Raw genomic sequence first — 23,391 nt, 5'->3', positions numbered from 1 at the left:
CGAAGGAGATCAGTTAGCTTCCCGCGCTCGACTTGCATGTATTAGGCACGCCGCCAGCGTTCGTCCTGAGCCAAGATCAAACTCTCCAAAAAAGTTTGTATAGAATTAACACCAATTAATTCTATGTCTTAGCTTTTAGAAGTGTTACCTTCTATTGTTAAAAGAAAACGAGTTTCTTTCGTCTTAACATACTGGTTGTTTTGTTCAGTTTTCAAAGAGCAAATTTAGTTTACCGCTTCACAAAAGCAGCTTATTAAATATACTGTATCGTGTATCATTTGTCAATGCATTTTATTTAACGAAAATTATTAACGCGATAGACACACAATAATACAACACCATTCAACAAATGTCAATAATTTTGAACGGATGGGCCTGAGTGGACTCGAACCACCGACCTCACGCTTATCAGGCGTGCGCTCTAACCAGCTGAGCTACAGGCCCACAAATAATAATGGAGCGGGTGAAGGGAATCGAACCCTCGTCATCAGCTTGGAAGGCTGAGGTTTTACCATTAAACTACACCCGCATAAAAAACATGGCCGAGAAGACAGGATTCGAACCTGCGACCCGCAGCTTAGAAGGCTGCTGCTCTATCCAACTGAGCTACTCCCCGTATTATGGCGCGCCCGAGAGGAGTCGAACCCCTAACCTTTTGATCCGTAGTCAAACGCTCTATCCAATTGAGCTACGGGCGCTTATGGTGCCGAGGACCGGAGTCGAACCGGTACGATAGTTACCTATCGCAGGATTTTAAGTCCTGTGCGTCTGCCAATTCCGCCACCCCGGCAAGGGTCTGGAGCGGAAGACGGGATTCGAACCCGCGACCCCCACCTTGGCAAGGTGGTGTTCTACCACTGAACTACTTCCGCATAATAGCAATTTGATTTTAATGGTGCGGGTGAAGGGAGTCGAACCCCCACATCCGAAGATACTAGATCCTAAGTCTAGCGCGTCTGCCAATTCCGCCACACCCGCATAAATGGTGAGCCATGAAGGATTCGAACCTTCGACCCTCTGATTAAAAGTCAGATGCTCTACCGACTGAGCTAATGGCTCTTAGTGGTGCCGGCCAGAGGACTTGAACCCCCAACCTACTGATTACAAGTCAGTTGCTCTACCAATTGAGCTAGGCCGGCAAATGATCAAAAGATGGTGGAGGGGGGCAGATTCGAACTGCCGAACCCTGAGGGAGCGGATTTACAGTCCGCCGCGTTTAGCCACTTCGCTACCCCTCCAACGTCGTTACTAATGGTGGCTCGGGACGGAATCGAACCGCCGACACAAGGATTTTCAGTCCTCTGCTCTACCGACTGAGCTACCAAGCCACAGTAATAAATATTTTAAGGCTTTAATTTTGGTATTGCGCTTTTGTATTCACCCCCCCTGTACCTTCTAACTTATTCAGCGATGTCAACGCTTCGGGGTTACTCGTAGCATACTCGGTAGAAGTATCGCTCGTTGTTCTATCAACTGAGCTACAAAAGCCATAGTAATAATCATGTTTCATTAAATGATAGTGGCGGTCCGGACGGGACTCGAACCCGCGACCTCCTGCGTGACAGGCAGGCATTCTAACCAACTGAACTACCGGACCAATGATTAATTGGTTGCGGGGGCAGGATTTGAACCTACGACCTTCGGGTTATGAGCCCGACGAGCTACCAGACTGCTCCACCCCGCGATGTGTGTAAATATATTAATTTTCATCCCAATTATTTTATGGGAAATTATAAGACTTTGACCTCTGCATCCACTAGCAAATCCAGAGATGTTAGATGCTTCGAGGTTACTCGCGGCTTATTCGGTAGAAGTAACGCTCGTTGCTCCACCCCGCGATATAATATATTAGATTATATAATGGTGGAGGATACAGGGCTCGAACCTGTGACCCCCTGCTTGTAAGGCAGGTGCTCTCCCAGCTGAGCTAATCCTCCATATTATATTGGTGACCCGTACGGGATTCGAACCCGTGTTACCGCCGTGAAAGGGCGGTGTCTTAACCGCTTGACCAACGGGCCTTTTTTGACGTAATTTGTCAAGGAAACTCAATATATCACACAGGCAAATAACTTGTCAAGAAAAAAACAATAATTAATTGAATAGTTTGCCTTGTTTCGTGTTTGCTTTTCAACAGCAAAATTTATATTAAAGCAACTACTATTAAAAGTCAATAGAATTTTAATATATTTTTTTATTACTTTTTAAGTATCCAATCAGAATCCTTATACTGTCAACGGTTAAATATAATTCTTCTACAAAATTACCGCTTTACTCTTCTTCCGTTTCCTTCTCTTCTTCCTCTCCTAATTCAACTTCATCTAAGTCTAACCAAGAAAGCATTTCACCAACTACTGTATTTACTTTCTCATTAACAAGGTCATCTCCATATTTTTTCTTAGCCAATTCGATGTATTTTAATACTTCTTCGCTATATTGAATGATTGGCTCATCACTTTCCAAGTTATTAAAAAGATCCAAGATTTCATCTAAAGCTTTATCAAACCGTTTACTTTCTATTTCTGTAGCTTTCATAGTATATCACCTCATAAGTAGCATAACCAAAATTACCACATACACTTCCCAAATCTATATTTTTTGCCAAACTATTTAGATTAGATTACCACATCGACAAATTCCAACAAAATTCGGGAAGTGACAGGCACCGAATTAGGCAAAGTTATAATTAGTGAGTATTTTTTTGCGGTTTGTTGTTTGGTCATTAAAGTATTCGTATATAGAAACTCCTAAAAAGGATCCGGCTACATTATATACATTAGTATAGCCAAGGTTCTGAAGTGCCATTACTGCATTGTAACTACGTTGGCCAGTTCTACAGTGAACATATACTGGCTGATCTATTGGAATTTCGTTTAATCTTTGTCTTAGTTCACTTAAAGGAATATTCACCGCATTATTTAAGTGACCCATTTCAAACTCTGACGGTTCACGTACGTCTACAATATACGCGTTGTTCTCCACTAACTCTCGAATTTTGGTAACTGGTACTTGTTTATATTCACCGTATAACAAATTTGATGCTACGAGTGCAGCAAGATTGACCACATCTTTTGCAGTACTGAAAATTGGTGAATAACATAACTCTAATTCTTTTAAGTCTTCCACAGTTGCGCCCATTGTAATCATCGATGCAATAACATCCATTCGTTTATCTACATTTCCTTTTCCAATTGCTTGGGCACCTAATATTTTCCCTGTTGGATATTCATATAGTAATTTAAAGTGCATGGGATTGCTACTTGGCATTAGCCCAACTTTGTCTCCGGGTATGATATAAGCAAAATCATAATTTATTTCAGCCATTTGTGCTGCTTTTTCATTAAGACCTGTTGATGCCGCATTTTGATGAAAGACTTGTACACAGGATGAACCAATAACCCCATTATGGCGATGATTCTTTCCATACATATGGTCTGCTGCTGCTCTAGCTTGTCTTTGCGCTGGTCCGGCAAGTGCAAGTTTTGTTGCCTTGCGCGTCAAACGATTGTATACTTCGATGGCATCACCAACGGCATAAATATCCTTATCATTCGTTTGGTAATTATGGTCAACTTTTATACCACCTAATTCCCCTATTTCAAGCCCGGCATCTTTTGCTAATGTTGTTTCAGGGCGTACACCTATCGCCATAACTACCGCTTGCGCTTCTACTTTTCTACCAGAGTTCAATTCAATGAAACCTTCCTTAACTTTAGAAAGGCCATCATTAACAATCAAATTGATGCCGTTATCTATCATTTCTTTTTGAAGCACCTGTACTATATCATAATCAAAAGGGGCCATGATTTGGTTACTGAACTCAACTATTGATACATTGTAACCAGCTAAACGGAGATTTTCTGCTACTTCAACTCCGATAAAACCCCCACCTATAACCGCTATGTCCATCACTTCCCTATGTTGAACATAATTATTCAGCTTCGAAATATCCTCCACATTTCGAACCGTAAAGACATGGTTGCGGTCCGTACCCTCAAGACTTGGAACAATGGGATTAGCTCCAGGAGAGAGAATTAATTTATCATACCTTTCTTCATATACTTCTTCTGTAACACTATTCTTCACTGTAATCTTCTTTTCTTCGCGATTAATCTTCACAACCTCACTATTAACTCTAGCATCAATATTGTATTGTTCTTTGAATTTACCAGGATTCATTAAGACAAGATCTTCACTCTTTTCAACGATACCACTTAAATGATACGGTAATGCACAATTAGAAAATGATACATTTCGCCCTCTCTCAAACATAATAATAATTGCTGTTTCATCCAATCTTCTAATCCTAGCAGCAACCGACGCTCCACCTGCCACACCGCCAACGATCAAAAATCTATTACCCATGTAAACTCCCCCTGTTATTATTTTGAACTATAGTAGAAATAAATGTATTATGCTTCACAATTACATTATAAGTTAATCTATTATCGAAAAATGAAAACTGCATTACATTTCACAGAAAAGTTAATTTTAAGTAGAACCAACATTCGACATATTCCGGGAAGTGACAGGCACCACCTAAAAACGATATACTTGGTTCAAGATAAATGTAGAAAGGGGTATCATGTTAAATATGAAATATACTGGTTACATTGGAACATATACGAAGAGAGAGAGTCAGGGGATTTACTCTTTTGAGTTGGATACGGCGGAAAGAAAACTAACAAATGTTAGAGTAGTAGCGGAAGTAAATAGTCCAACTTACCTCAAGATCACTGACGATAAAAAGTATCTCTATTCGATTTGTAAAGAAGAGGGAGATGGTGGGGTTGCTTCTTTCACGATTGGAGAAAATGGAGAACTCACTTTATTAAACAGGCAGTTATCTCCTGGAGCGAATCCTTGTCATGTAAATACAGACCAAAACAACCGCTATTTGTTCAGTACAAACTATCATAAAGGTACCGTAGATTCCTATTTAATCAATCCGGAAGATGGTACAATCAGTCCTGCTGTTTCCACTATTCAACATACCGGTTCTGGTCCTGATCCGAGACAGGAGAAGCCACACGTTCATTACGCTGGTATGACACCAGATGAAAAGTATTTGGCAGTAGCTGATTTAGGAAGTGATCTACTGGTTACATATAAGGTAAATGATCAAGGAGAATTAAAAGAAGTCAACCGCTTAGAAGTTCCAGCAGGCAGTGGTCCACGACACATAGAATTTCATCCACAACTGGAGAATATCGCTTATCTTGTAACAGAGTTTGGACGTGAAGTGATTGTTTTAAACTATGATAGTGTTGACGGGAGCTTCTCTATCGTTCAAAGAGTTAGAACTGTTCCTGAAGATTTTACAGAGAATAATCAGGGTAGTGCCATTCATGTTTCCTCCGACGGCAAATTTGTTTATGCCGGAAACCGTGGACATAATAGTATCGCTGTATATAAAACAGAAAAGAACACAGGAAAACTAACCTTAATTGAGATTACACCTTCAGAGGGAGACTGGCCAAGGGACTTTGTTTTGGATCCTTCCGAAGAATTTTTAGTCGTCGCTAACCAAGAGTCTGATAATCTTGTCTTATTCGCAAGAGACAAAGAAACAGGTCAGTTAACCCTAATCCAAAAAGACATACACGCGCCAGAAGCCATCTGCTTAAAATTCTAGCAGGTGCCTGTCACTCCCCGAAGTTTGTCGAACACATGACAAAACTACAAAAATAAAACTGTTAAAATACATCCAGGCGTGTATTTTAACAGTTTTTTTTAAATGAAACTTTTACTGTGATGATGTTTCCATCTCTGAAAAAACAGCAATACTTTCATCCATACTATAATCCTTATAAGCAATATCATTTTCTGGAATGTCATCACTCAGGGTTAAAATTTTATTTAATACACGATTAGCTTCTTTTCCTGTTAATGGTGTCGGTTGATAGTTATTGCGATCCGCTACCGAGGAGATACTAGTCGGAATAATCTTTATGTCTTTTTTCTCCAGAAGTTCATCAAAGGCAAAATGAAAAGTTTGCTGAAAAATGAACGTGTCTTTATCATCAGGATTACGGTTTCCGCCAAACATAAAATTACCTAAGCTATATACAATATACTTTCCATTGTATTCTTCAATCCCTTGAACAACATGCGGATGATGCCCCAGAACTAAGTCTGCTCCTGCATCGATCGCATACCTTCCAAGTGACTGCTGAGAGGCATTTGGATGATAATGCCGTTCTTCCCCCCAATGAAAATTCGCTATAACCACTTGTGCTCCTTGTTCTTGTAGAGTATTTACATCATGTTCTATTTGCTCTCGTAATTCAGCTGAGTCATTCCACCCCTTATAACCTGCAGCACCTACTGTTATGCCATTCAATTCTTCTAAAAATAATTGCTCATAACCAAACGAAGAAATATTATGTTTATCAAGATTAGCCACTGTATCTTCATAACCTCTTTGTAAGTAATCAAAAGTATGGTTGTTAGCTAGATTTACTGCTTCTATACTAGATAAATTTAAGATTTCCGTGTAAGAAGGTTTTCCTGCAAAACGAAATGTCTTATCCGCTTTATTAGTACTATCAGTTAGGGTGGTTTCTAAATTCACGATAGTCAGATCATCCTCGTCAAAAATAGGGGCCACATTTCTACCAAAATGTTCAAGACCAGACTGATCCACCTCGTGATGAAACGTTCCGTAGTAGCCAAAGCTATCATCACTGCCTATCGTGACATCGCCTGCAGCACTGATTGTCAACGAATTTTCATAGTTCACTACATCATTCATTACGGCAGATAAGTCTTCTCTAGAAAAATTACTTGTTGTTGCAAGAAGATTTGGAGTGAGAGCAAACTGTGCATTTTCTATAATAGGATGTTGATACGGTTGGTGGGATAGAAAGAATGAAAAACATAATAGAACGGGTATTGTTCTTATAACCATTTAATCAACTCCGTTTAATATCCTTATTTCTATGTAGACTATGCAACTAATTAACCGAATTATAACAAAATTATAATAGTAATTATATAGAATTTTCGGACAATCGCACGACAAATACTTACAATAATCGGGAAGTGACAGGCACCGATTGGAATGGTTCGATTTGGTTTATACTAGTAAAAAATACAAGTATGGGAGTTGTTGGATATGGGTGCAATTGAACGGAATGGGTATCGCTTCGAACCAGAATATAGTGTAGTTGAACAAAACGGTGCTATACATGTTTATCATAAAGGGGAATTTTTAGAAGAGGTTAAATTCTCTTTTCAAGGGAAGTACCCTGAACTTGACCAAATTGAAAACCTTGTTGATAAATATTGTGATGAACATGGAATCGAATAAATGTTTCAGGCGCATCCTGGTTTCTAAAAAAACACCATATAAATATAAAAATCATGTATAATAGGGTGGTTGTCTTAAACAGAATGTTAGAAGTCAGGGTGGTTCTAAATGAGAATATCTTTGAAAGTAACAGTCATAATCATTTTACTTTCTCTTGTAGCTTGTCAGAGTTCTTCTACAGAAGAGCCTATACTGAAGGTAAATAATGGGAACACAGATTTGAGACCACTATATTTCGGAAATGTGAACAAGGATAAAGAAAAACTGGAAGAAGTTATTAAAGAATCCATGATAGGCAAAAGATTTGTCGATCTGCCGTTGATTACTTTTGGGGAACAAATAGAGATCGAAGCCGATAATTTCAAGACAAATGAATATGAAATCTATGATTATATTTTAGATGAAAAGGGAAACATTATTTCAGATTTCGATGTCAGTCCATGGAAAGTAATAACTACCACCAACAACAAAATAGAATTTACATTCGAAAAAAGCCAAGAATTTAGCGCGGAAACAAACGCAACAGTTGGCGGTAAAGTTATTCATTGTATACTAATAAGAAGTGAGATAGATAACAGCTCCTTTGTATTCGCCTCTCTTATCTTGAGCGAATTTGAATGATTGAAAAGCAGACAATAATCAAAAATTAACCTATAAAGTAGCCTTAAAAGCACTATTCAATTGCTTTTAAAGCTACTTTTATTTTACAGTCCTCTATTCGACAAAATCCGGGGAGTGACAGGCACTACTCAGGCGATTGTTTCTACTTTTTTTGCTTCCTTTTGTTTGGTTGAGGATTTTTTTCCATGAACAATATAGTAGATGAATATGCTACTAAAGGCGATGGCCGCCATTGTTAGATACAAGCCACGGTATCCTGTTAGTGATAAAAGAAATCCTAACAAGAATGGGCCGATAGCAATGCCAAAGTCATAGAATACAAAAAAAGTGGATGTTGCCAAGCCGATTCGTTGTTTTGGTACTTTATTTACTGCTACGGTTTGTGCACTGGATTGCAGGGTACCAAATCCTATACCAATTACAGCACCTGCTACAAGTAAAGTCACTCCAATATACGACTGACTCAGTAGTACTAATCCAATCCCAAACAACACAATGGAAGGGTAAATTACTGCATTTTCCCCCCTCAAATCAAACAATTTTCCTGTAAATGGTCTGGAAATCAACAGAAAAACTGCATACATAACAAAGAAGAAACTTGCTGCATCGACTAAATTTATTTCTTTTGCAAAAGTAGTGAGGAACGTTAATATACTGGAATAAACAAAACCACTGACCACCATTAAAACACCTATAGGAATGGTACTCTTTTCCATATAGTCACTTATTTGAAATCCCTTTTGAATATTCCTAGCCTTTGTTTCCTCCTTAGGTACTTGCAGAAATAAAGTTGCAACTAGAGCAATAACAGCGAAAAGTGTTGTCACCACAAATATTGTTTTATCAGGGAAATACTGGATTATGATCAATCCCAGAAACGGGCCGATAGCCATCGCTAGATTCATACTTGTTGCAAAATACCCCATCCCTTCCCCACGTCTAATGACAGGAATAATATCTGCAGCAATCGTACCAGTTGCTGTTGTACAAATACCAAATGTAAAACCATGTACAAAGCGAATGAGAAACAAAATGGTAAGATCACTAATTGGAAAATATAATAATGAAAATACTAAAAATAGTGCTAGTCCAATAATTAATAATTTCTTCTTTCCTACCGTTTCAATAATTTTTCCAGCGATTGGCCTAATTAACAGTGCCCCAAGTACAAAAATACTGGATGCAAGTCCAGCTTCACTTTGCGACGCATGAAAATTGTCAACCGAATAAACAGCCAAAGTTACCATCAGCATATAAAATGATATAAATAATAAAAAATTTGAAGTGGAAACCATAATAAAATCTCTGGTCCACAACGGTGTCTTACTAGTCAAACATACATCTCCTTTAGTTCAGTTTCTTTTTTAATAATTGAATCGTTCGTATAGTAGAAACGATCTCCGTTTCTTGCATTCCTTCCATCAAGCTTTGTTCAAAAGACTTTACCACCTTTCCAGCTTCCCCATACACTTCATTGCCCTTTTCCGTTAGTCCTATTCTTCTTTCCCGTCTATCCTTGCTCGGAACTTTTCGAATCAGTCCCCTCTCTTCCAATCGATTAACTGTACGAGTAATCGTAGGCTTCTCTACATCAAGGTAATTACTGATATCAACCAAAGTGGCTGTTTCGAATTCCTTTAAGTAATAAATCAATAACCACTGAGAATGATATAGGCCTACCTCTGCTAACTGTTCATTCAGTTTCTTTGTGAAAGACCGGGAAAACTGTAAATGCTGATGAAAAAAAGACCGCTCCATAAGGATCCTCCTCATAATTAGTTACCTAAGTAACTATACGCCCCCTTTTATAAATTGTCCATAGGTCGTTCGACTGGTGCCTGTCACTCCCCGGTTTTTGTTGAATTTTGTCGAAATGCTTTCCTGAAAAAACCTTCCTAATTTGATAGGAAGGTTCACTTTTATTTACTATTAATCTAGGAAGGCTTTATCTAAATGGTGAGTTACCAAAGCCTGGTTGGTATCCATGATATCCGTAGCCTGGTCCATAATTAAATGGAGGATTTCCATAACCATAACCGTAATGATATCCATATCCGCCAACCCCCGGTCCATAGCCTCCGTACCCTGGGCCGAATCCTGGTGCGCCATATCCTGGACCATAACCAGGACCATAGCCTCCAAATAACTCTCCACCTAAATAACCAATTCCAGCACCAATAAGCCCAGCAGTTAAAGGACCGATTGCACCATATCTTTGATCTGGCAAATGATGTTGTTGAGGCATTTGTGGGTGTCTTACAAATCCGTGCATATAAACTCTCCTTTTCTCGTAACTATTTATTCCCATAACACTATAGCCTATGGGAATTCACCTAATTGTGAGCTAGGCATACTATTCAATTTTGTTGAAAAAGTAACTTCCATTAAAATAGGGCAACCTTATCGTGGCTGCCCTACTAAAATATTTTATTTTATAACCAAGCTGCCCCAACGATGATTAGAAGGATAAACAGAACTACGATTAGCGCAAAGCTGTTAACACCATAACCACCAGCGCCGTATCCTCCTGCACCATAACCGTAACTTCCACAGCCGCAACCTCCATATGGTTCATAACCGAAACCCATTATAAAGCACTCCTTTACAGATTATTTATATTCTGTGCCTTTTGAACAAACCTCTTAGTAACCGTATCCCACGTAAGAAGTTCCAATGATAATTAATAGAATAAACAATACGACAATTAAGGCAAAACCTTCACTGAATCCAGAAACAGGTTTACTCATAATTGCTCCACCTCCTTAAGCATTTACACCATTACTATATGTTAACTGTCCCATGTTGACATGGTTATACACCCAGATATCGGAAATCTAGGCATTTACCTATGAGACAAGTTTCTTTTTAGAAATTATCCGCATAGGCTAATAGAAGTGAGAAGATGGAAAGTGCAAAATAACTCCTTACTCTCAAGGGTGGATACTTCAAGCGATATCCACTGCTATGGAAATACGAACATAAATAAATCAAAAAAGGAGATTAGCATAATGACCATTCGAAAAGCGTCGCCTGAGGAAACTCAGCAAATTTTAAATTATGCACTAGATGTTATGCAAGAAGCTACTTTAGGACATGTAGAACCAAATTGGGAGAAAGCAAATCAGCTGTTTGCCCCATTCTTGGATAACGGTGGGTACTATCTAATACATACCGACAATCAAAAAATTCAAGGGTGGATAGGTATTAGTCATTTCTATGATATTTATTCCAATCAAACGGTAGGTTTCCTCACAGAATTATATGTTTTTTCCCCATTTCGAAAACAAGGAATAGCAAAAAGTTTATGTGAAGCAGCAATCATCCAACTAAAACAAGAAGGCTGTCGAAAAGTTCAATTAAATGTATTTGCTGGCAATCGGGCGAAGTTACTATATGAGAAACTAGATTTTCATGAAGTTTCAACCATAATGGAAAGAGATTTAAACTAGTTTTTTATTCTTGTTTTTTCTTCATATACTCTAAGTAACTAGCGGACTTTCCTTTTGGTATGCTTAAACTTTTCCAGTAATTTCCCTTTACTTGTTTTCCGATGTAAACAATCTGCCCAATATGGGAAGCATAGTGAACCATTTGTCTTTCAATGGCATCCATAACACTGTGTCTTTCGCCGCGAATATAGATTTCTTTTAATAAATCTTCTTCTTTTAAATCTTCTAATGTCTGAAAAAGAACATTCCATCCATTTTCCCAAATGGCCATTAATTCTTGCTTAGAAGAAATCGTATTTTCAAACTCACTGTCTCTGTCCCTGTTAGTTTTTTCACCATCTGTGGATAGAAAATCTGTCCATCGAGATTGCATATTACCATTAAGATGTTTCACGATTACTGCAACACAATTAGACGCCTCATTATATTCCCAATGAATTTCCTCCTCTGAAAGTTGATTAATTGTTTTGTCCCCTAAGCTTTTTACACTCATAAACCGTTCTTGCACGACTCTTAAGTATTCCTTGCCAATTTTCATCCGTATTCCACCTTTATAATTTGTATCACAGCCATTCCAAAACTTTGTCAATCAGTTAGATGTCATTTCCTATCTTTACAGCTTTCGTTGCAATAAAGGTTTTGATATATTGATCAAGTATCCTGTTCCCACCAAAATCGTCCTCATAAAACCCAGCTATGACGAAGCCAGCATCTATTTGTCCTTGTATTTGGTCTTCCAACGAATGGCCATACTCTATGGCTTCACCTGATAAAACATGCTCCTTCCACTCTTTTTCTGTTAAATATTCCTTCGTGGAGGTAGGAATAGAATTGGTTACTTTTAAAATTCCCTGTCTTTCCTGATAATCATCAAAAATATAAAGAAGCGGATTGGTGAAGCCGGAAATTAACACACCTCGACTTTTTAGTACTCTTGCAGCTTCTTTCCATACAGGGTGCACATCTTTTACAAAAACATTGGAAACCGGATGAACAATTAAATCAAAATAATTGTCAGCAAAATAGCTAAGATCTGACATTTCTCCTTTTATCGTCTTAAGATTCAGTCCGTCCCTTTTGGCCACAAATAGATCTTGTTCCAACTGCTTTTCGGAGATATCCATTACCGTTACATCCGCACCAGTTGCAGCAAGAATCGGTCCTTGTTGTCCTCCACCAGAAGCTAAGCAAAGGATTCTTAGACCATTCATATCCTTTGGAAACCAATCTCTTGGAACAGCCTTTTCTGTCGTAACCGATATCCCCCAATCTCCTTGTCTGCCTTTTTCAATTATTTCTGTACTAACCGGTTTTGTATACCGAGCGCCCGCTTCCACCTTTTTATCCCAAGCATCTTGATTGTGTTTTATTGTATCCATCATGGCCACTCCTCTCTTTTTCAGTTACATAATTATTTCGTCTTTCGTGCATTTGTTTCCTGCTATTGGACGTTCGTTGTTTACAAAAAAAAGGATATGGCCCTGTAACAAGTGCCATACCTACTTCACCTCAAATAATATTTAATTCGTTTCCGCAGCGTACTGAGCAGATAAACATATAAAAGAATCACCGAAAAGACAATTCCGTTAGAAAAATAGTCAATGATACTTCCTCTCCACATTAGCAGTAAAGCTATTTGAATCACAATGAGAGATAGAAAGATAGCCATATACATTTTCATCATACGTTTCAATGACTCTACGGCCGATTCCGCATCAGAATAAATCTTCTTTATCCCTGGATTATCTGTTTTAGTACGAAAATAATGAAAGGAGTCTATATAACTTGTAACATGTTCCCAACTCGCGTCTTTGTAGAGTTGAAAATAGGCATCATCTACTTGTTGATGAAAATCAGTTTGATAGACATAGGATACGTTCGGATCTTCCTCAAAATAATACATACCGAATTTATATTTGTAAAAGTGAAGTCCTTGACGTGACATCTCCGTTAACCATGCTTCCTCTTTTTCAATATCTGAAGCAAGAAAAAATCTAAACTTCTTAATCCCCATCTTTTTCTCCTCCCAATTCCTTGATAATCTCCTTGGCATTTTCTACAAGGGAAGTTAACCGATTGTATTCCAGTTGTACCACTTGTTTTCCCAACTCTGTAAGCTTGTAATACTTTCTTCTTTCTCCATCGTTGACTTCTGCTTTTATAATCACTTCTTGCTTCTCCAGTTTGCCCAATGCACCATACAAGGTACCTGGCCCCATCTTCACTTCTTCCTGGCTTATTTCACTGACATCTTGCATAATCCCATACCCATGCCTTACTTCTCTCAGTGATAGTAAAATATAATATGTTGCCTGAGATAATGGTATGAATTCTTCTGGAGCCTTAGCCATATTCTCACCACCCTAGATATCGCATGTCGATATATCGTATACCGATATAATAACAAAATATCTATCCATTGGCAATAGGTGTTTTTGTCTTTTATGGTGCCTGTCACTTCCCGGATTTTGTCGAACGAAAAAAGGTGCCGTTCCCGTTTATTAGAAACTGCACCCTGGAGTAAAATTTGACTACGATTTTAACTGCTGATTTTCTATTACATAGAACTGTTCATAAACACCGAAGACTACCTTTGGAGAAAGAGTAATTCCTTCTCCGTGATTTAAGATATGATGAAGAAGCATTGATTTTCCTGAACCATTCTTTCCTGTCATCGCAATTGTCTTTCCTAGCTCAAAAGTTAGATGTTTCGATGGCAAACCATTTTCATTCATCTGTCCATTTGTGAATAATACTTCTTAGTTAAGTCAAAATGGTGCTGCTCATGTATTGCCAGAAGATGAATACATTGAACCAAATTAGGATAATATGCTACAGGATCTGGATAATAGATATGTCCTGCCACATCTGAACCGATACATTTGATGAACGTCTTAATTTTTTCCGTCTCATACTCCAGTAGCCACTGTATCTCAGTGATATTCCATTTCTTCTCTAATTCGGACGGAGGTACGATTAGTGATGGTGCATTCATCGGTTTCTTCTTTTTCTGATTGTATTCCTCATATATATTGTGTGTTTCTGTTTGATAAGGCTTTCGTCGCCGTGCATATGCAAGCGGAAGCATCGTCGGAATATATATATTTGAAAATCTCCTAAATAATCTCACCATTAAAAATAGGTGATACAGCGTTTCGCCAATCGACCACTTTTCAGGCAAAGGCCTGACCCATGCCTGTTCAAAGTCCAAATCCTTGTCCTGATAAAATGCCTGACGCTGCAAAATTAGCATTTGAAAATGGGTTTCCATTTCATTACTCTTCATAATATACATCTCCTGTTTTTTGCTCTATAAATCATTCAAAATCTTTGGTGCCTGGCACTTCCCGGATTTTGTCGAATAAATAGGTGCACTTCTCTTCTAGAGAAAATGGCCCCAATAGTAACTATCTACCTCTTTCCACTTTTCTTCTGCTATTTCCTCCAAGATCGATAAAGCACTGGACGTTCTTTATGCTCTGTATCATTTGAAGGAAATCCTCTTAAGAAAAGTTCTTCTCTAATTAATAATGAAATACGTATAAAAAAATGGTAAATAGTATGTAAACCATATTTTTGGAGTGATAGCTTTGAGGTTTAAAAATTTATTAGCCAGAGTATTAGTCAATAAGAAACTTGTGGATCGATTAAATTCAAGGGCATATAAAGAAAAACGAAATAATACGAATTAAAGGACGGTAAGTGACCCAGATGGAACATAATCATGATATGTACTGAGTAAGAGGAAAGTGGAATACAACTCCACTATGGATGTAAATCTAGAGCCAGTGACACTCCCCATAAGTACATTATACATACTATATTAACACACATTTGACAGTGTCCCGGCACCGACCCTCTCTTGGTGCCTGGCACCCCTCGGATTTTGTCAAACATTGTCGAAACACAAGCGCAGCTACATGACAATAAGAGGCTGGGACATAACTAAAGTGTTTAACTCATGAAACGAACAATGTGCTACTTAGCGGGCGAAAATATACAGAGACTCTTTGAAAAAGAAGACCTAGATGAGACACCGTAGTGCGTCAGCACGGAGGCTGACTCTTCTAGGCCCACGGAAAGTGAAGTATATATCCGTAGCGTATTTTTGCACCAATCATGTTCGTTCTTTCCTTTGAGAAAAGACTTTTGTCCCAGCCTCTATGAAGAACTTTATTGCTTACACATCAAACAATGCTTCAGCTGTATTCGGACCAAAAATACCATCAACCGCAATACGAGAATCACGCTGGAATTGTTTTATGGCGTTTTCTGTGCCATTTCCATAGATTCCATCTACTCCATTTGTGTCGTAACCTTTCACTGCTAACATTGCCTGTATGACCCATGTCAAATTTCCTCTCGCACCTTCCATTACTGCAACCGTTGCTCTTTTAGTTCTTGGGCCAAAGATACCATCAACGTTCAGTCTCGCATTAAATTGTTTATTTAATTCTGTTTGATAGGCTCTCACAAGGGCTTTATGCGTATTAGGTCCATACAAATTATCTACCGTAAGTTTCTGGTTATAACGTTTATTTAATGTATCTTGAATTTCTGCAATGTCTCCTCTTATCTGTTCGGATTTCACTTGCTCGTTAGGCGACGATTCCGTTTTAGGGGTTGAGGTTTCATTTTCTGATGGAGTTTTCCTTCCTCTATCCGTTAATCCCGCATATTCGGCTACCGCTTCTGCTGCATATCTCCCTGCTCTTGCCAGCACCTGATCATCTCTTAGTTTTTTGATGTCTGTGACGGAATCCATAAAACCGCCTTCCACAAGGACAGCTGGCATCTGGGAATTTCGAATTACATATAAATGATTCCCTCTCTTAATGCCTCTGTTGCGTAAACCATAAGCTCTCACTACGGCATCATGGATCACCATAGCCAGTTCCATTCCTTCTCGTGAACCAACATAATAATACGTTTCAGTTCCTCCATGTGTCCCCCATCTTCCGGCCAAAGCATTATGATGGAATGATACATAAATGTCTGCACCCCATCGATTGGCTTTATAAATCCTATCTCGAAGCGACACATCCACTAATCCATCAGAAGCGTCGTCATCATCTAAACGCAATATATTTACATTTTCATATTTATTCAATTCAGCGATAAAAGCATCCGCTACCTTATCATTAAAGTTCCATTCATATTCACCATCAGGAGTACGCTTGCCTGGTGTAGAACCCCTACCACCATGGCCAGCACCAACTGCTACTCTAAAAACCATTTGTTATCATCTCCCATACTATACTAATCCCTGTAACACAATATGTTCGGATAGCTTTATTGGTGCCTTATTGGTGCCTGGCACTTCCCGGATTTTGTCGAATGTCTTTTTGTCTAGAATTTAGTTTTCATGCCAGATTCAGTATGGATAATCACTTAAAAAAATTATTGACGACAAAATACTACATTTCCCGGGAAATTTTATGGAGAATTTTTGCTATCGAATAATACGATGGTCCTAAAAATTTATTTATTCCATCCAATACCTTTTCACAATATTACCATTTTCTTCTATGAAATCTTTGTCTTCTATTCCCCCATTTTTAACAATCACTTTCATGGATCCGATATTATCTTTATCACAAACGACTAGGACCCTATCTATTCCAAGATCTTTCGTTAATTCAAGCGACAGTTTCAATAACTTCGTTGCATAACCCTTTTTTCTTTCCGATGGGCGAATTCCGTAACCGATATGTCCTCCACCATTCAACAGAAACTCTGTCAAGTCATGTCGTATATTTACAACCCCAAGTATTCTTTTCTCTTCATTTACTAACCAGCGAGTAGAATCTGGCACCCAGCCTTCTGGTTGGTTAAGCCCCTTTTCATTGTCATCCAAAAATTGCAGCATCTTTTCAAAGTCAGTCGGATCTTTTTCAATGACCCATGGAATCATATCCTCTCCACTTTCAACCCATTCTTGGTAAAAAGAAAGGTACTCGTCTTTAAATTCTCTTGCTGGTTTTACTAGATATAGTTTTTGGCTCAAAACGTCCCCACTCCTGTCGTTTATCATTTCATCATTTTGTAAATTCTGCTTCAAAATACTCTGTCAATGGCACTTTTCTCCCTTTTTCATCCCACTCATGGTATATCTTGAAAATTAACTCTACATTCCCATTAGCCCGCTCCTCAACTAACTCTTTCACAAGCAAAAAGCTTCGCCAGTAATCAAACATAATACTGGACAAACTGCCTTTATAAGTTGTACTGCCAAATTCCTCAATGGAGTTTATTCCATATTTCCCTTTAAATATGTCTACGAGTTCTGACTCCACCTTTACAATTTCTTTAAATTCCGTTTCATTTAAGCAATGCTTTCTTGGTAAATATTCACACATTCCTTCTTCAAACCATATCCCATTATCTCTGTCATCATCAAATTCATCCAAAAACCAATCGGAGTGATGAGTTAACTCATGACCTAAAATGGTAAACAATTGATTCTCTGAATAATTTTTGTAAAAGTGTTCAATATAAGGAATCTTTATCCCATCTAATTGTTTTAAGAATAGTGTTCTCCATTCTGATAAATCTGGCGACATATAAATAATGTCTTTATTCGTATATGCCGGTATGGGAACATCAGAAAAAACCTCAGTAGCTAACTTTTCTGAAGTCCAAACAACCGCCCTAGGACCTGTTTTTAGCCCATACTTTTCTTTTAATATTTCCTGGTAATCGTTTAATCCTTTCTTAAATTGGTCGATTCGCTTCTGATATGTTTCAAAGTCTTCTTTCTTTTCAAATGCATAGATATGTTTCATTGCGTAAGACTCCTTTTGCCTCATATTCTCCCTGAAATTTCAGGTTATTTCAAATCATAACAAAACACGAATAATTTTGCTTGTATCATACAAAAAAAGATAAGGCCCTTCGAAAAAACTTTTACATAATACGATTCATTTGGAAAATAATAATAGTGTAATGATATAAATTAGTTAGGATGATAATGTATGCGCAAATACATCATTGGTATCATAGTCATTGCTTTTCTTTTTCTCCTGTTTGAAAGCAAATTTTCCAGGTTTTCATATTGGACGTATTACATTAAACGATATCTGTATATCTTTTTAAATGATAAAATTCATTTACTCCAGCGCAAAATGAGTGAAGCTTTCAATTACAAGAGGGAGCAACAAGAATAGAGTTTATTATGCCACTTTTGGAATGAAGAGATTGCCAATTTTTGGCAGTCTCTAATATTGGGTACATTTTGTTTACAGTCTTTCCTAAACATCCTGCGATTTTTCTAATTTCCTTTTCTATTTCAGGCTAGTAACGTCTAATAGGGTTAATAGTTTACATTCGTTTATTTCGGGTATTAATAAAATGAAGGTAATTATTGAACTTCAGGAGATAAAGGAGGATATAATGTATTCCTTATCGGACGAGCTTCTATATGATAGTTTTAAAAAGGCATTAGAATTAAACTTAGAGGAAGAATTTATAAATCTGCTAGAATTAGAAATGAAAAATAGAGGAATGTTAACTATTAAATAATATAAGGGATGCGTTTCCTATTGGAGGAGACCGCATCCCTTATTACATTAATGGTGCCTGTCACTCCCCGTTTTTTGTCGTATTTTGCGGAATCAAGAACTTAAAAAAAGCAGGTTTTACACTCACTCTAAGAGCCAAAACCTGCTTAAGCAACTCAGCGCTTCGACAAGAAACTACAAATATCGGGAAGTGACAGGCACCTTAGATGTCCTTTGCGTAATTTTCGTTTGGTATTTTGTTTAACATGACGTATAGGCTTGTGTTAGAGGTGCTATTATTGGTGAATGCAAGTTCTTCATCGCCTTCTACAAACAGTACGTCCCCTTTTATTACTGGAATGTCTTCTCCATCAATTGTAAACTTCCCTTCCCCTTGCATCACCATTAATTGTACATTCGATCCAGGATGTTTATGTGCGGGAAGCGTTTGTCCAGATGCAAAATTTAACACGAAAATCGTGGTCTTATTTTCTTTAAAAATTACTCGTTTGGTAAATCTTTCATTACTAAACTCTACGTAGTCGTTGAAATTTTGTTTTTTCATGGTTGTCCTCCTCATTTGAATACAGCTACGATGGTATGCTAAATCCTACTATTCATTTGCAGAAAATTAATTCGCTGTTTTAACCGTTGTCTGATACAGGTCATCCATTGTCCATACTTTCCCTTTTTCATCTTTATATACAACATGCTCCTGATTAAAGTGAACGGGTGAATCTAATCCAGCTGCTGCAGCCATTCGGAACAAGCCTTCACGCATCGATATCACATAATTAGCTGTTCGATACTTTTTCTCATCAACGACAAGTGCTTTTTGCAAATCTGGATCCGTTGTTGCAACACCAACTGGACAGGCATTAGAATCACATTTTAATGCTTGTATGCATCCGACAGAGATCATAAATCCACGAGCAATGTTAACTAAGTCGGCTCCCATCGCCAAGGCAATTGCAATTCGGTCTGGTGAAAACAGCTTACCAGAGGCGATGATTTTTACTCTATCTCGAACCTTATATTTTCTAAGGTCTTCATCTAAAATAGGTAAGGCTGATTTAATAGGCAATCCGACACTATCAGCTAACTCTTGATACGATGCACCTGTCCCACCTTCTCCTCCATCTATTGTAATAAAATCCGGGCCACTTCCTGTAGTTTTTATATGTTTTGCCAATTCATCTGCTTCGTGTTTGCTGCCAATAACAATCTTCATCCCTACAGGTTTTCCAGTTACATCACGAATTCGATCAATAAAATCAAACATGGATAACAGATCTGTAAATTCACGGAACCGGTTTGGACTATCGATAGATTGATAGGGTTCCACCATTCGCATCCTAGCAATGTCTTCTGTTACTTTATCGGCATCAATATGTCCACCTCGTGTTTTAGCCCCTTGCGCTAATTTTAATTCGAAGGCTTTTATCTGGGGTATTCTGCTTTTCTCCTCGAGAGCGTCCCAATTGATATTTCCTTCTTTATCTCTAACACCGAATAAACCTGGGCCAATTTGCATAATAAGATCCACATCACCTTTTAAGTGATAATCAGAAATCCCACCTTCCCCAGTATTCATCCACGTTCCTTTGGCGATCCCCAATCCCTCAGATAATGCCGTAATTGCATTTTCCCCTAGTGAACCATAACTCATAGCAGACATGCCAATTTGTCCTTTGACAACAAAAGGTTGTTTGCAGTTTTTTCCTATAACAATCGCATCTTGGTCATCCAGCAAATATGCTTGTGTTTCATGCTTCTCCATATGTTCTTTCTTCTGTGCAAATAACGGTTCTTTCGTTAAAACATATCGATCTGTTGTTACCTTTGTTTGGTGATCTACCTTCATCTCTTCGGTCAACTTCGGAAACATAGAATTCCGAATATAGTACCCAGCCCCTTCAAAATCACGCTGTGAGCCATAACTAATAACATCCTTCTTATATTTTGATTTCTTCACTATATGCTGGTAATCAATGCGGGAAAGAGGCTTCCCTTCTGTATCACTATTGAATAAATACTGCCGTAGTTCTGGACCAATATTTTCCACAAAATATCGACCCCTCCCTACTAACGGATAATTTCGAAGGATTGGATGCTGTTTCTGTCTTCGGTCTCGGAAAAAAACCCATAGTCCAATCACGACTAAAACAAGTAAAATAATTGCACTAAACAAAAATCCTATGATAGTAAAAATATCAGCTAAATTCACTCAGATTCCTCCTAGACGTTTTTTTGAAGGCGCTTACTTAAATATTTTTGCCTACCCCCATCTTCCTATCATTACAAACTTTCATACACCTATTTTACCATAAAACAGTCCAAGTTGAGTCACTTCGAAGTCAAGGTATCGGTATCAGCTGGAGATATGTAGTTTATCTATTGCTCGACATTACTCCTCTTTCAGTATCCTATTCCTTATCCTGCATTAACTTTCCTTCGATTTCTTTTCTTTTTTCTTATTATCATCTACACTACCCCATCCCCATGATAAGAACCAAAAGAAAGCTGCCGCAAATAGTGATTGCCCCAGATTTTCTAGGAGATTTATAGAGCCAAGTTTAATAAAATCCCAAATGGTTAGACCTAGAAAGAAAAAGATAAAGTACTGTAACGTATATTTGCTCCAATAACGCACGAAATACCCCCTTTATTAGCTATCTGTCATACGAAAATCACTGTCATTTGGTTTCAATGGTCCTGCATGAAAAAAGGCGCCTACAAACAGGGCGCCCCAATCCATATTATATAATCTTAACCATATAACTCTCACCCAATATTTCCTTTTGTTTATAAAAATTAGAAGAAAGTTCATCTTGAACATAGGCTGCTACTTGATCTTGGGCTAAATCATACATAACCTCAATCTCTTTAGAAAATAATAAAGCTTCTTCCTCCAAAAGTTCAGTAAGTCCTGGTAGGGATTGTTCCTTAAGCTTTTCTCCTGAAGACAGAACTTGCTCCAAGCCTTTCACATAGTTTTCCAAAGGACGTGCACCAACGATTTTAACCCCATGGTTCTCTTCATTTACCATAATAATTGTTGGAAATCCACGGACTCCCATGCTACTGGCTAACACGAAGTCCTGATCTAGCAGTTGCTGACTGGATTCTTTAGCTGCTTCATTTACAATCTCTTTCCCATCAAGTCCTAATTCATTAACAATTCGAATTAGCACAGAGTCCTCACCAATATTTTGGTTAAAGGCGAATACCGCTTCCCTTGCTCTGCGTAAAAAAGTTCCAGCCAAATTTTCATCCTTTTTCTGAATCACTTTATATACTCTTGATGGTGGGAATGATGATTGTACCGGGTTGTCATACCACAGAGAACCATCAATTGGCATACGAGAATGCTCTCCAACTTCTCTCCAATGACCAGCAACATCGGAAGGACTGCCAATTCCATTTTTTACATCTGCAAAACCTTCCCAGCTTTCCAGTAAGCCGCCCATCAAGGTATGAAATTCAACATATTGTCCATACTGAGCCTTGAACTTTCTTAGTACTGGCTCCAGTGCCCAGCAGTGTGAGCATATTGGATCTGTCACATAGTAAAGTTTTATCTTTTTTTGTGGCTGTTTCAAGTTAATTGTTTGTACCGCATTCTCACTAGCATCTCCGCATACCCCAGTTTCTAAATCACAAAACATATTGTTCATTTTTTCTCCCCCTCATTTAAAATATGATGCTGCTGCGCCCATTTCTGAACCGGTTTCAATGCCTCAGTTAGAGATTGCCCTTTCTCCGTTAACTCATAAGTGATGATAACTGGTGAGCCATCGACCACATTCTTCTCAATCAATCCATATTCCATAAGTTCACCAAGCTTTAAGGAAAGAGATCGAGCCGTAATCTCCGTTAAATCCCTCTTTATTTCCGAAAAATGTGCTGTCCCATTTGGACAAAGAGAAAGATAATGCAAAATCAGGCCGTTCCATTTTTTCCCTAACACCTCAAAGGCATATTGTAGATATGGACATACTTCCATTAAATCACCTTCTTGTTACTTATTATAAGTTGGTATAAAAAATATATCAAGTATATTTTTTATATAGAGGGGTAGGTGTTATTCTGTTTGATCATTGATATCACTGTCTCTTTCGTTGATTTAGCTTTCGAACGAGATGAATTCTATTTTTATAAAACAAACTTTTACTTCGTGACATATTACCACTAGTGACGGCATCACCATCAAGCTATCATCCTGTTTCAGTACCATGTAACAAAAAATCTCTTCCTCAGAATCTTTATCCTAAGGACGAGATTTCTCCGTGCTATCTTTACTTCCCAATACCCCAAAACTCGCTATTAACAGAATGTTCTTCTATTTTTAAGCCACTGCCCATTACTTATTCTTTAAGTCTTCCAATAATGTAATCACTTTTTCATTCTGTTCAATGATGGTGTCATTTTGTTTTCTGAGTCTGGTAAAATCAAAAAGGAAAATAATTAAAATAATAAAAATAAATATTTCCATACACGTACCCCTCAA

Annotated in this window: 26 protein-coding genes, 15 tRNA genes, 1 rRNA gene and 2 pseudogenes; 5 read left to right on the top strand and 39 right to left on the bottom strand. The window is 38.0% G+C overall.

What is annotated here, in order from left to right:
* The 18 genes from D8M06_RS07590 to D8M06_RS07505 all read right to left on the bottom strand — a co-directional run.
* Positions 1-92, bottom strand: a 16S ribosomal RNA gene (locus tag D8M06_RS07590); the annotation flags it as partial.
* Between the two features lie 278 nt (positions 93-370).
* Positions 371-444: transfer RNA gene (locus D8M06_RS07585), tRNA-Ile, on the bottom strand.
* 11 nt (positions 445-455) lie between these two features.
* Positions 456-529 (bottom strand) — tRNA-Gly (locus D8M06_RS07580).
* A 10-nt stretch (positions 530-539) separates the two neighbouring features.
* A tRNA-Arg gene (locus D8M06_RS07575) sits at positions 540-616 on the bottom strand.
* 5 nt (positions 617-621) lie between these two features.
* A tRNA-Arg gene (locus tag D8M06_RS07570) sits at positions 622-698 on the bottom strand.
* 3 nt (positions 699-701) lie between these two features.
* Positions 702-790 (bottom strand) — tRNA-Leu (locus D8M06_RS07565).
* 7 nt (positions 791-797) lie between these two features.
* Positions 798-872, bottom strand: a tRNA-Gly gene (locus D8M06_RS07560).
* A 21-nt stretch (positions 873-893) separates the two neighbouring features.
* Positions 894-978 (bottom strand) — tRNA-Leu (locus D8M06_RS07555).
* 5 nt (positions 979-983) lie between these two features.
* Positions 984-1,059 (bottom strand) — tRNA-Lys (locus tag D8M06_RS07550).
* Positions 1,060-1,063: 4 nt separating this feature from the next.
* Positions 1,064-1,139, bottom strand: a tRNA-Thr gene (locus D8M06_RS07545).
* A gap of 14 nt (positions 1,140-1,153) precedes the next feature.
* Positions 1,154-1,238: transfer RNA gene (locus D8M06_RS07540), tRNA-Tyr, on the bottom strand.
* Between the two features lie 14 nt (positions 1,239-1,252).
* A tRNA-Phe gene (locus D8M06_RS07535) sits at positions 1,253-1,328 on the bottom strand.
* A gap of 192 nt (positions 1,329-1,520) precedes the next feature.
* Positions 1,521-1,597: transfer RNA gene (locus D8M06_RS07530), tRNA-Asp, on the bottom strand.
* Positions 1,598-1,607: 10 nt separating this feature from the next.
* Positions 1,608-1,684 (bottom strand) — tRNA-Met (locus D8M06_RS07525).
* A 177-nt stretch (positions 1,685-1,861) separates the two neighbouring features.
* Positions 1,862-1,937: transfer RNA gene (locus tag D8M06_RS07520), tRNA-Val, on the bottom strand.
* A gap of 9 nt (positions 1,938-1,946) precedes the next feature.
* Positions 1,947-2,021, bottom strand: a tRNA-Glu gene (locus D8M06_RS07515).
* A gap of 250 nt (positions 2,022-2,271) precedes the next feature.
* A complete protein-coding gene (locus tag D8M06_RS07510; RefSeq protein ID WP_121203785.1) occupies positions 2,272-2,535 on the bottom strand; it encodes a hypothetical protein in 264 nt (87 codons plus the stop codon).
* A gap of 135 nt (positions 2,536-2,670) precedes the next feature.
* The gene (locus D8M06_RS07505) at positions 2,671-4,365 is read right to left on the bottom strand and encodes an FAD-dependent oxidoreductase (protein WP_121203784.1); all 1,695 of its coding nucleotides are present in this window, start codon (positions 4,363-4,365) and stop codon (positions 2,671-2,673) included.
* A gap of 229 nt (positions 4,366-4,594) precedes the next feature.
* On the opposite strand from D8M06_RS07505, the gene D8M06_RS07500 reads away from it, so the two are divergent.
* Entirely contained in the window at positions 4,595-5,635 is a 1,041-nt protein-coding gene (locus D8M06_RS07500) for a lactonase family protein (RefSeq protein ID WP_421904209.1), read from the top strand.
* Positions 5,636-5,746: 111 nt separating this feature from the next.
* Here D8M06_RS07500 and D8M06_RS07495 read toward each other — a convergent pair whose 3' ends face one another.
* Entirely contained in the window at positions 5,747-6,910 is a 1,164-nt protein-coding gene (locus D8M06_RS07495; protein ID WP_121203782.1) for a CapA family protein, read from the bottom strand.
* A 207-nt stretch (positions 6,911-7,117) separates the two neighbouring features.
* Here D8M06_RS07495 and D8M06_RS07490 point away from each other — a divergent pair, with 207 nt between their 5' ends.
* The gene (locus tag D8M06_RS07490) at positions 7,118-7,312 is read left to right on the top strand and encodes a YbxH family protein (protein ID WP_121203781.1); all 195 of its coding nucleotides are present in this window, start codon (positions 7,118-7,120) and stop codon (positions 7,310-7,312) included.
* A 108-nt stretch (positions 7,313-7,420) separates the two neighbouring features.
* A complete protein-coding gene (locus D8M06_RS07485) occupies positions 7,421-7,933 on the top strand; it encodes a hypothetical protein (protein ID WP_121203780.1) in 513 nt (170 codons plus the stop codon).
* 128 nt (positions 7,934-8,061) lie between these two features.
* On the opposite strand, the gene D8M06_RS07480 is transcribed toward D8M06_RS07485, so the two are convergent.
* The 5 genes and pseudogenes from D8M06_RS07480 to D8M06_RS07460 all read right to left on the bottom strand — a co-directional run bounded on the left by D8M06_RS07480 (position 8,062) and on the right by D8M06_RS07460 (position 10,680).
* Positions 8,062-9,267 carry an MFS transporter gene (locus tag D8M06_RS07480; protein WP_241558898.1) on the bottom strand — a complete coding sequence of 402 codons (1,206 nt, stop codon included), beginning with the start codon at positions 9,265-9,267 and terminating at the stop codon, positions 8,062-8,064.
* 13 nt (positions 9,268-9,280) lie between these two features.
* Positions 9,281-9,691, bottom strand: a complete 411-nt coding sequence (locus D8M06_RS07475; RefSeq protein WP_158591753.1) for a MarR family winged helix-turn-helix transcriptional regulator — start codon at positions 9,689-9,691, stop codon at positions 9,281-9,283.
* A gap of 187 nt (positions 9,692-9,878) precedes the next feature.
* The gene (locus D8M06_RS20030) at positions 9,879-10,205 is read right to left on the bottom strand and encodes a hypothetical protein (protein ID WP_194074622.1); all 327 of its coding nucleotides are present in this window, start codon (positions 10,203-10,205) and stop codon (positions 9,879-9,881) included.
* A 160-nt stretch (positions 10,206-10,365) separates the two neighbouring features.
* Positions 10,366-10,446 (bottom strand): annotated as a pseudogene (locus D8M06_RS20425) (YjcZ family sporulation protein); the annotation flags it as partial.
* A gap of 129 nt (positions 10,447-10,575) precedes the next feature.
* Positions 10,576-10,680: a YjcZ family sporulation protein gene (locus D8M06_RS07460; protein WP_121203777.1), complete on the bottom strand. Its 105-nt coding sequence runs from the start codon at positions 10,678-10,680 to the stop codon at positions 10,576-10,578.
* Positions 10,681-10,941: 261 nt separating this feature from the next.
* Here D8M06_RS07460 and D8M06_RS07455 point away from each other — a divergent pair, with 261 nt between their 5' ends.
* A complete protein-coding gene (locus D8M06_RS07455) occupies positions 10,942-11,382 on the top strand; it encodes a GNAT family N-acetyltransferase (protein ID WP_121203776.1) in 441 nt (146 codons plus the stop codon).
* 4 nt (positions 11,383-11,386) lie between these two features.
* Here the strand turns inward: D8M06_RS07455 and D8M06_RS07450 are convergent, their stop codons facing one another.
* The 9 genes and pseudogenes from D8M06_RS07450 to D8M06_RS07410 form a co-directional block, all read right to left on the bottom strand.
* The gene (locus tag D8M06_RS07450) at positions 11,387-11,920 is read right to left on the bottom strand and encodes a DUF1572 domain-containing protein (RefSeq protein ID WP_121203775.1); all 534 of its coding nucleotides are present in this window, start codon (positions 11,918-11,920) and stop codon (positions 11,387-11,389) included.
* A 55-nt stretch (positions 11,921-11,975) separates the two neighbouring features.
* Positions 11,976-12,761: a class I SAM-dependent methyltransferase gene (locus D8M06_RS07445; RefSeq protein WP_121203774.1), complete on the bottom strand. Its 786-nt coding sequence runs from the start codon at positions 12,759-12,761 to the stop codon at positions 11,976-11,978.
* Between the two features lie 125 nt (positions 12,762-12,886).
* Positions 12,887-13,396 carry a DUF2812 domain-containing protein gene (locus tag D8M06_RS07440; RefSeq protein WP_158591752.1) on the bottom strand — a complete coding sequence of 170 codons (510 nt, stop codon included), beginning with the start codon at positions 13,394-13,396 and terminating at the stop codon, positions 12,887-12,889.
* The gene (locus D8M06_RS07435) at positions 13,386-13,733 is read right to left on the bottom strand and encodes a PadR family transcriptional regulator (RefSeq protein ID WP_121203772.1); all 348 of its coding nucleotides are present in this window, start codon (positions 13,731-13,733) and stop codon (positions 13,386-13,388) included. Before D8M06_RS07435 ends, D8M06_RS07440 begins: the two co-directional genes overlap by 11 nt.
* A gap of 216 nt (positions 13,734-13,949) precedes the next feature.
* A pseudogene (locus D8M06_RS20420) lies at positions 13,950-14,081 on the bottom strand (hypothetical protein); the annotation flags it as partial.
* A 32-nt stretch (positions 14,082-14,113) separates the two neighbouring features.
* Positions 14,114-14,668: a DinB family protein gene (locus D8M06_RS07425; RefSeq protein WP_121203770.1), complete on the bottom strand. Its 555-nt coding sequence runs from the start codon at positions 14,666-14,668 to the stop codon at positions 14,114-14,116.
* 894 nt (positions 14,669-15,562) lie between these two features.
* The gene (locus D8M06_RS07420; protein WP_121203769.1) at positions 15,563-16,618 is read right to left on the bottom strand and encodes an N-acetylmuramoyl-L-alanine amidase; all 1,056 of its coding nucleotides are present in this window, start codon (positions 16,616-16,618) and stop codon (positions 15,563-15,565) included.
* A 249-nt stretch (positions 16,619-16,867) separates the two neighbouring features.
* On the bottom strand, positions 16,868-17,389 hold the full coding sequence (locus D8M06_RS07415; protein WP_241558897.1) for a GNAT family N-acetyltransferase: 522 nt from the start codon (positions 17,387-17,389) through the stop codon (positions 16,868-16,870).
* Positions 17,390-17,420: 31 nt separating this feature from the next.
* Positions 17,421-18,167, bottom strand: coding sequence for a hypothetical protein (locus D8M06_RS07410; RefSeq protein WP_121203768.1), 747 nt, complete (start codon positions 18,165-18,167; stop codon positions 17,421-17,423).
* 607 nt (positions 18,168-18,774) lie between these two features.
* Here D8M06_RS07410 and sda point away from each other — a divergent pair.
* The gene (gene sda, locus D8M06_RS07400; RefSeq protein ID WP_121203766.1) at positions 18,775-18,903 is read left to right on the top strand and encodes a sporulation histidine kinase inhibitor Sda; all 129 of its coding nucleotides are present in this window, start codon (positions 18,775-18,777) and stop codon (positions 18,901-18,903) included.
* Between the two features lie 201 nt (positions 18,904-19,104).
* On the opposite strand, the gene D8M06_RS07395 is transcribed toward sda, so the two are convergent.
* The 6 genes from D8M06_RS07395 to D8M06_RS20260 all read right to left on the bottom strand — a co-directional run bounded on the left by D8M06_RS07395 (position 19,105) and on the right by D8M06_RS20260 (position 23,376).
* Positions 19,105-19,446 (bottom strand): cupin domain-containing protein, encoded by a 342-nt coding sequence (locus D8M06_RS07395; RefSeq protein WP_121203765.1) that lies wholly within the window; start codon positions 19,444-19,446, stop codon positions 19,105-19,107.
* Between the two features lie 66 nt (positions 19,447-19,512).
* The gene (locus D8M06_RS07390) at positions 19,513-21,108 is read right to left on the bottom strand and encodes an FMN-binding glutamate synthase family protein (protein ID WP_121203764.1); all 1,596 of its coding nucleotides are present in this window, start codon (positions 21,106-21,108) and stop codon (positions 19,513-19,515) included.
* A 216-nt stretch (positions 21,109-21,324) separates the two neighbouring features.
* The gene (locus tag D8M06_RS07385; RefSeq protein ID WP_121203763.1) at positions 21,325-21,534 is read right to left on the bottom strand and encodes a hypothetical protein; all 210 of its coding nucleotides are present in this window, start codon (positions 21,532-21,534) and stop codon (positions 21,325-21,327) included.
* A 106-nt stretch (positions 21,535-21,640) separates the two neighbouring features.
* Positions 21,641-22,558: a DsbA family oxidoreductase gene (locus D8M06_RS07380; protein ID WP_241558896.1), complete on the bottom strand. Its 918-nt coding sequence runs from the start codon at positions 22,556-22,558 to the stop codon at positions 21,641-21,643.
* Positions 22,555-22,887, bottom strand: a complete 333-nt coding sequence (locus D8M06_RS07375; RefSeq protein ID WP_121203762.1) for a winged helix-turn-helix transcriptional regulator — start codon at positions 22,885-22,887, stop codon at positions 22,555-22,557. The genes D8M06_RS07380 and D8M06_RS07375 overlap by 4 nt, the downstream gene beginning before the upstream one ends.
* A 357-nt stretch (positions 22,888-23,244) precedes the next feature.
* Positions 23,245-23,376 carry a hypothetical protein gene (locus D8M06_RS20260; RefSeq protein ID WP_277749470.1) on the bottom strand — a complete coding sequence of 44 codons (132 nt, stop codon included), beginning with the start codon at positions 23,374-23,376 and terminating at the stop codon, positions 23,245-23,247.
* Positions 23,377-23,391: the final 15 nt, after the last annotated feature.

This window comes from Oceanobacillus halophilus, from assembly GCF_003628505.1.
GTDB lineage: Bacteria > Bacillota > Bacilli > Bacillales > Amphibacillaceae > Oceanobacillus > Oceanobacillus halophilus.
This window is presented reverse-complemented; position numbering and strand designations above follow the sequence as displayed.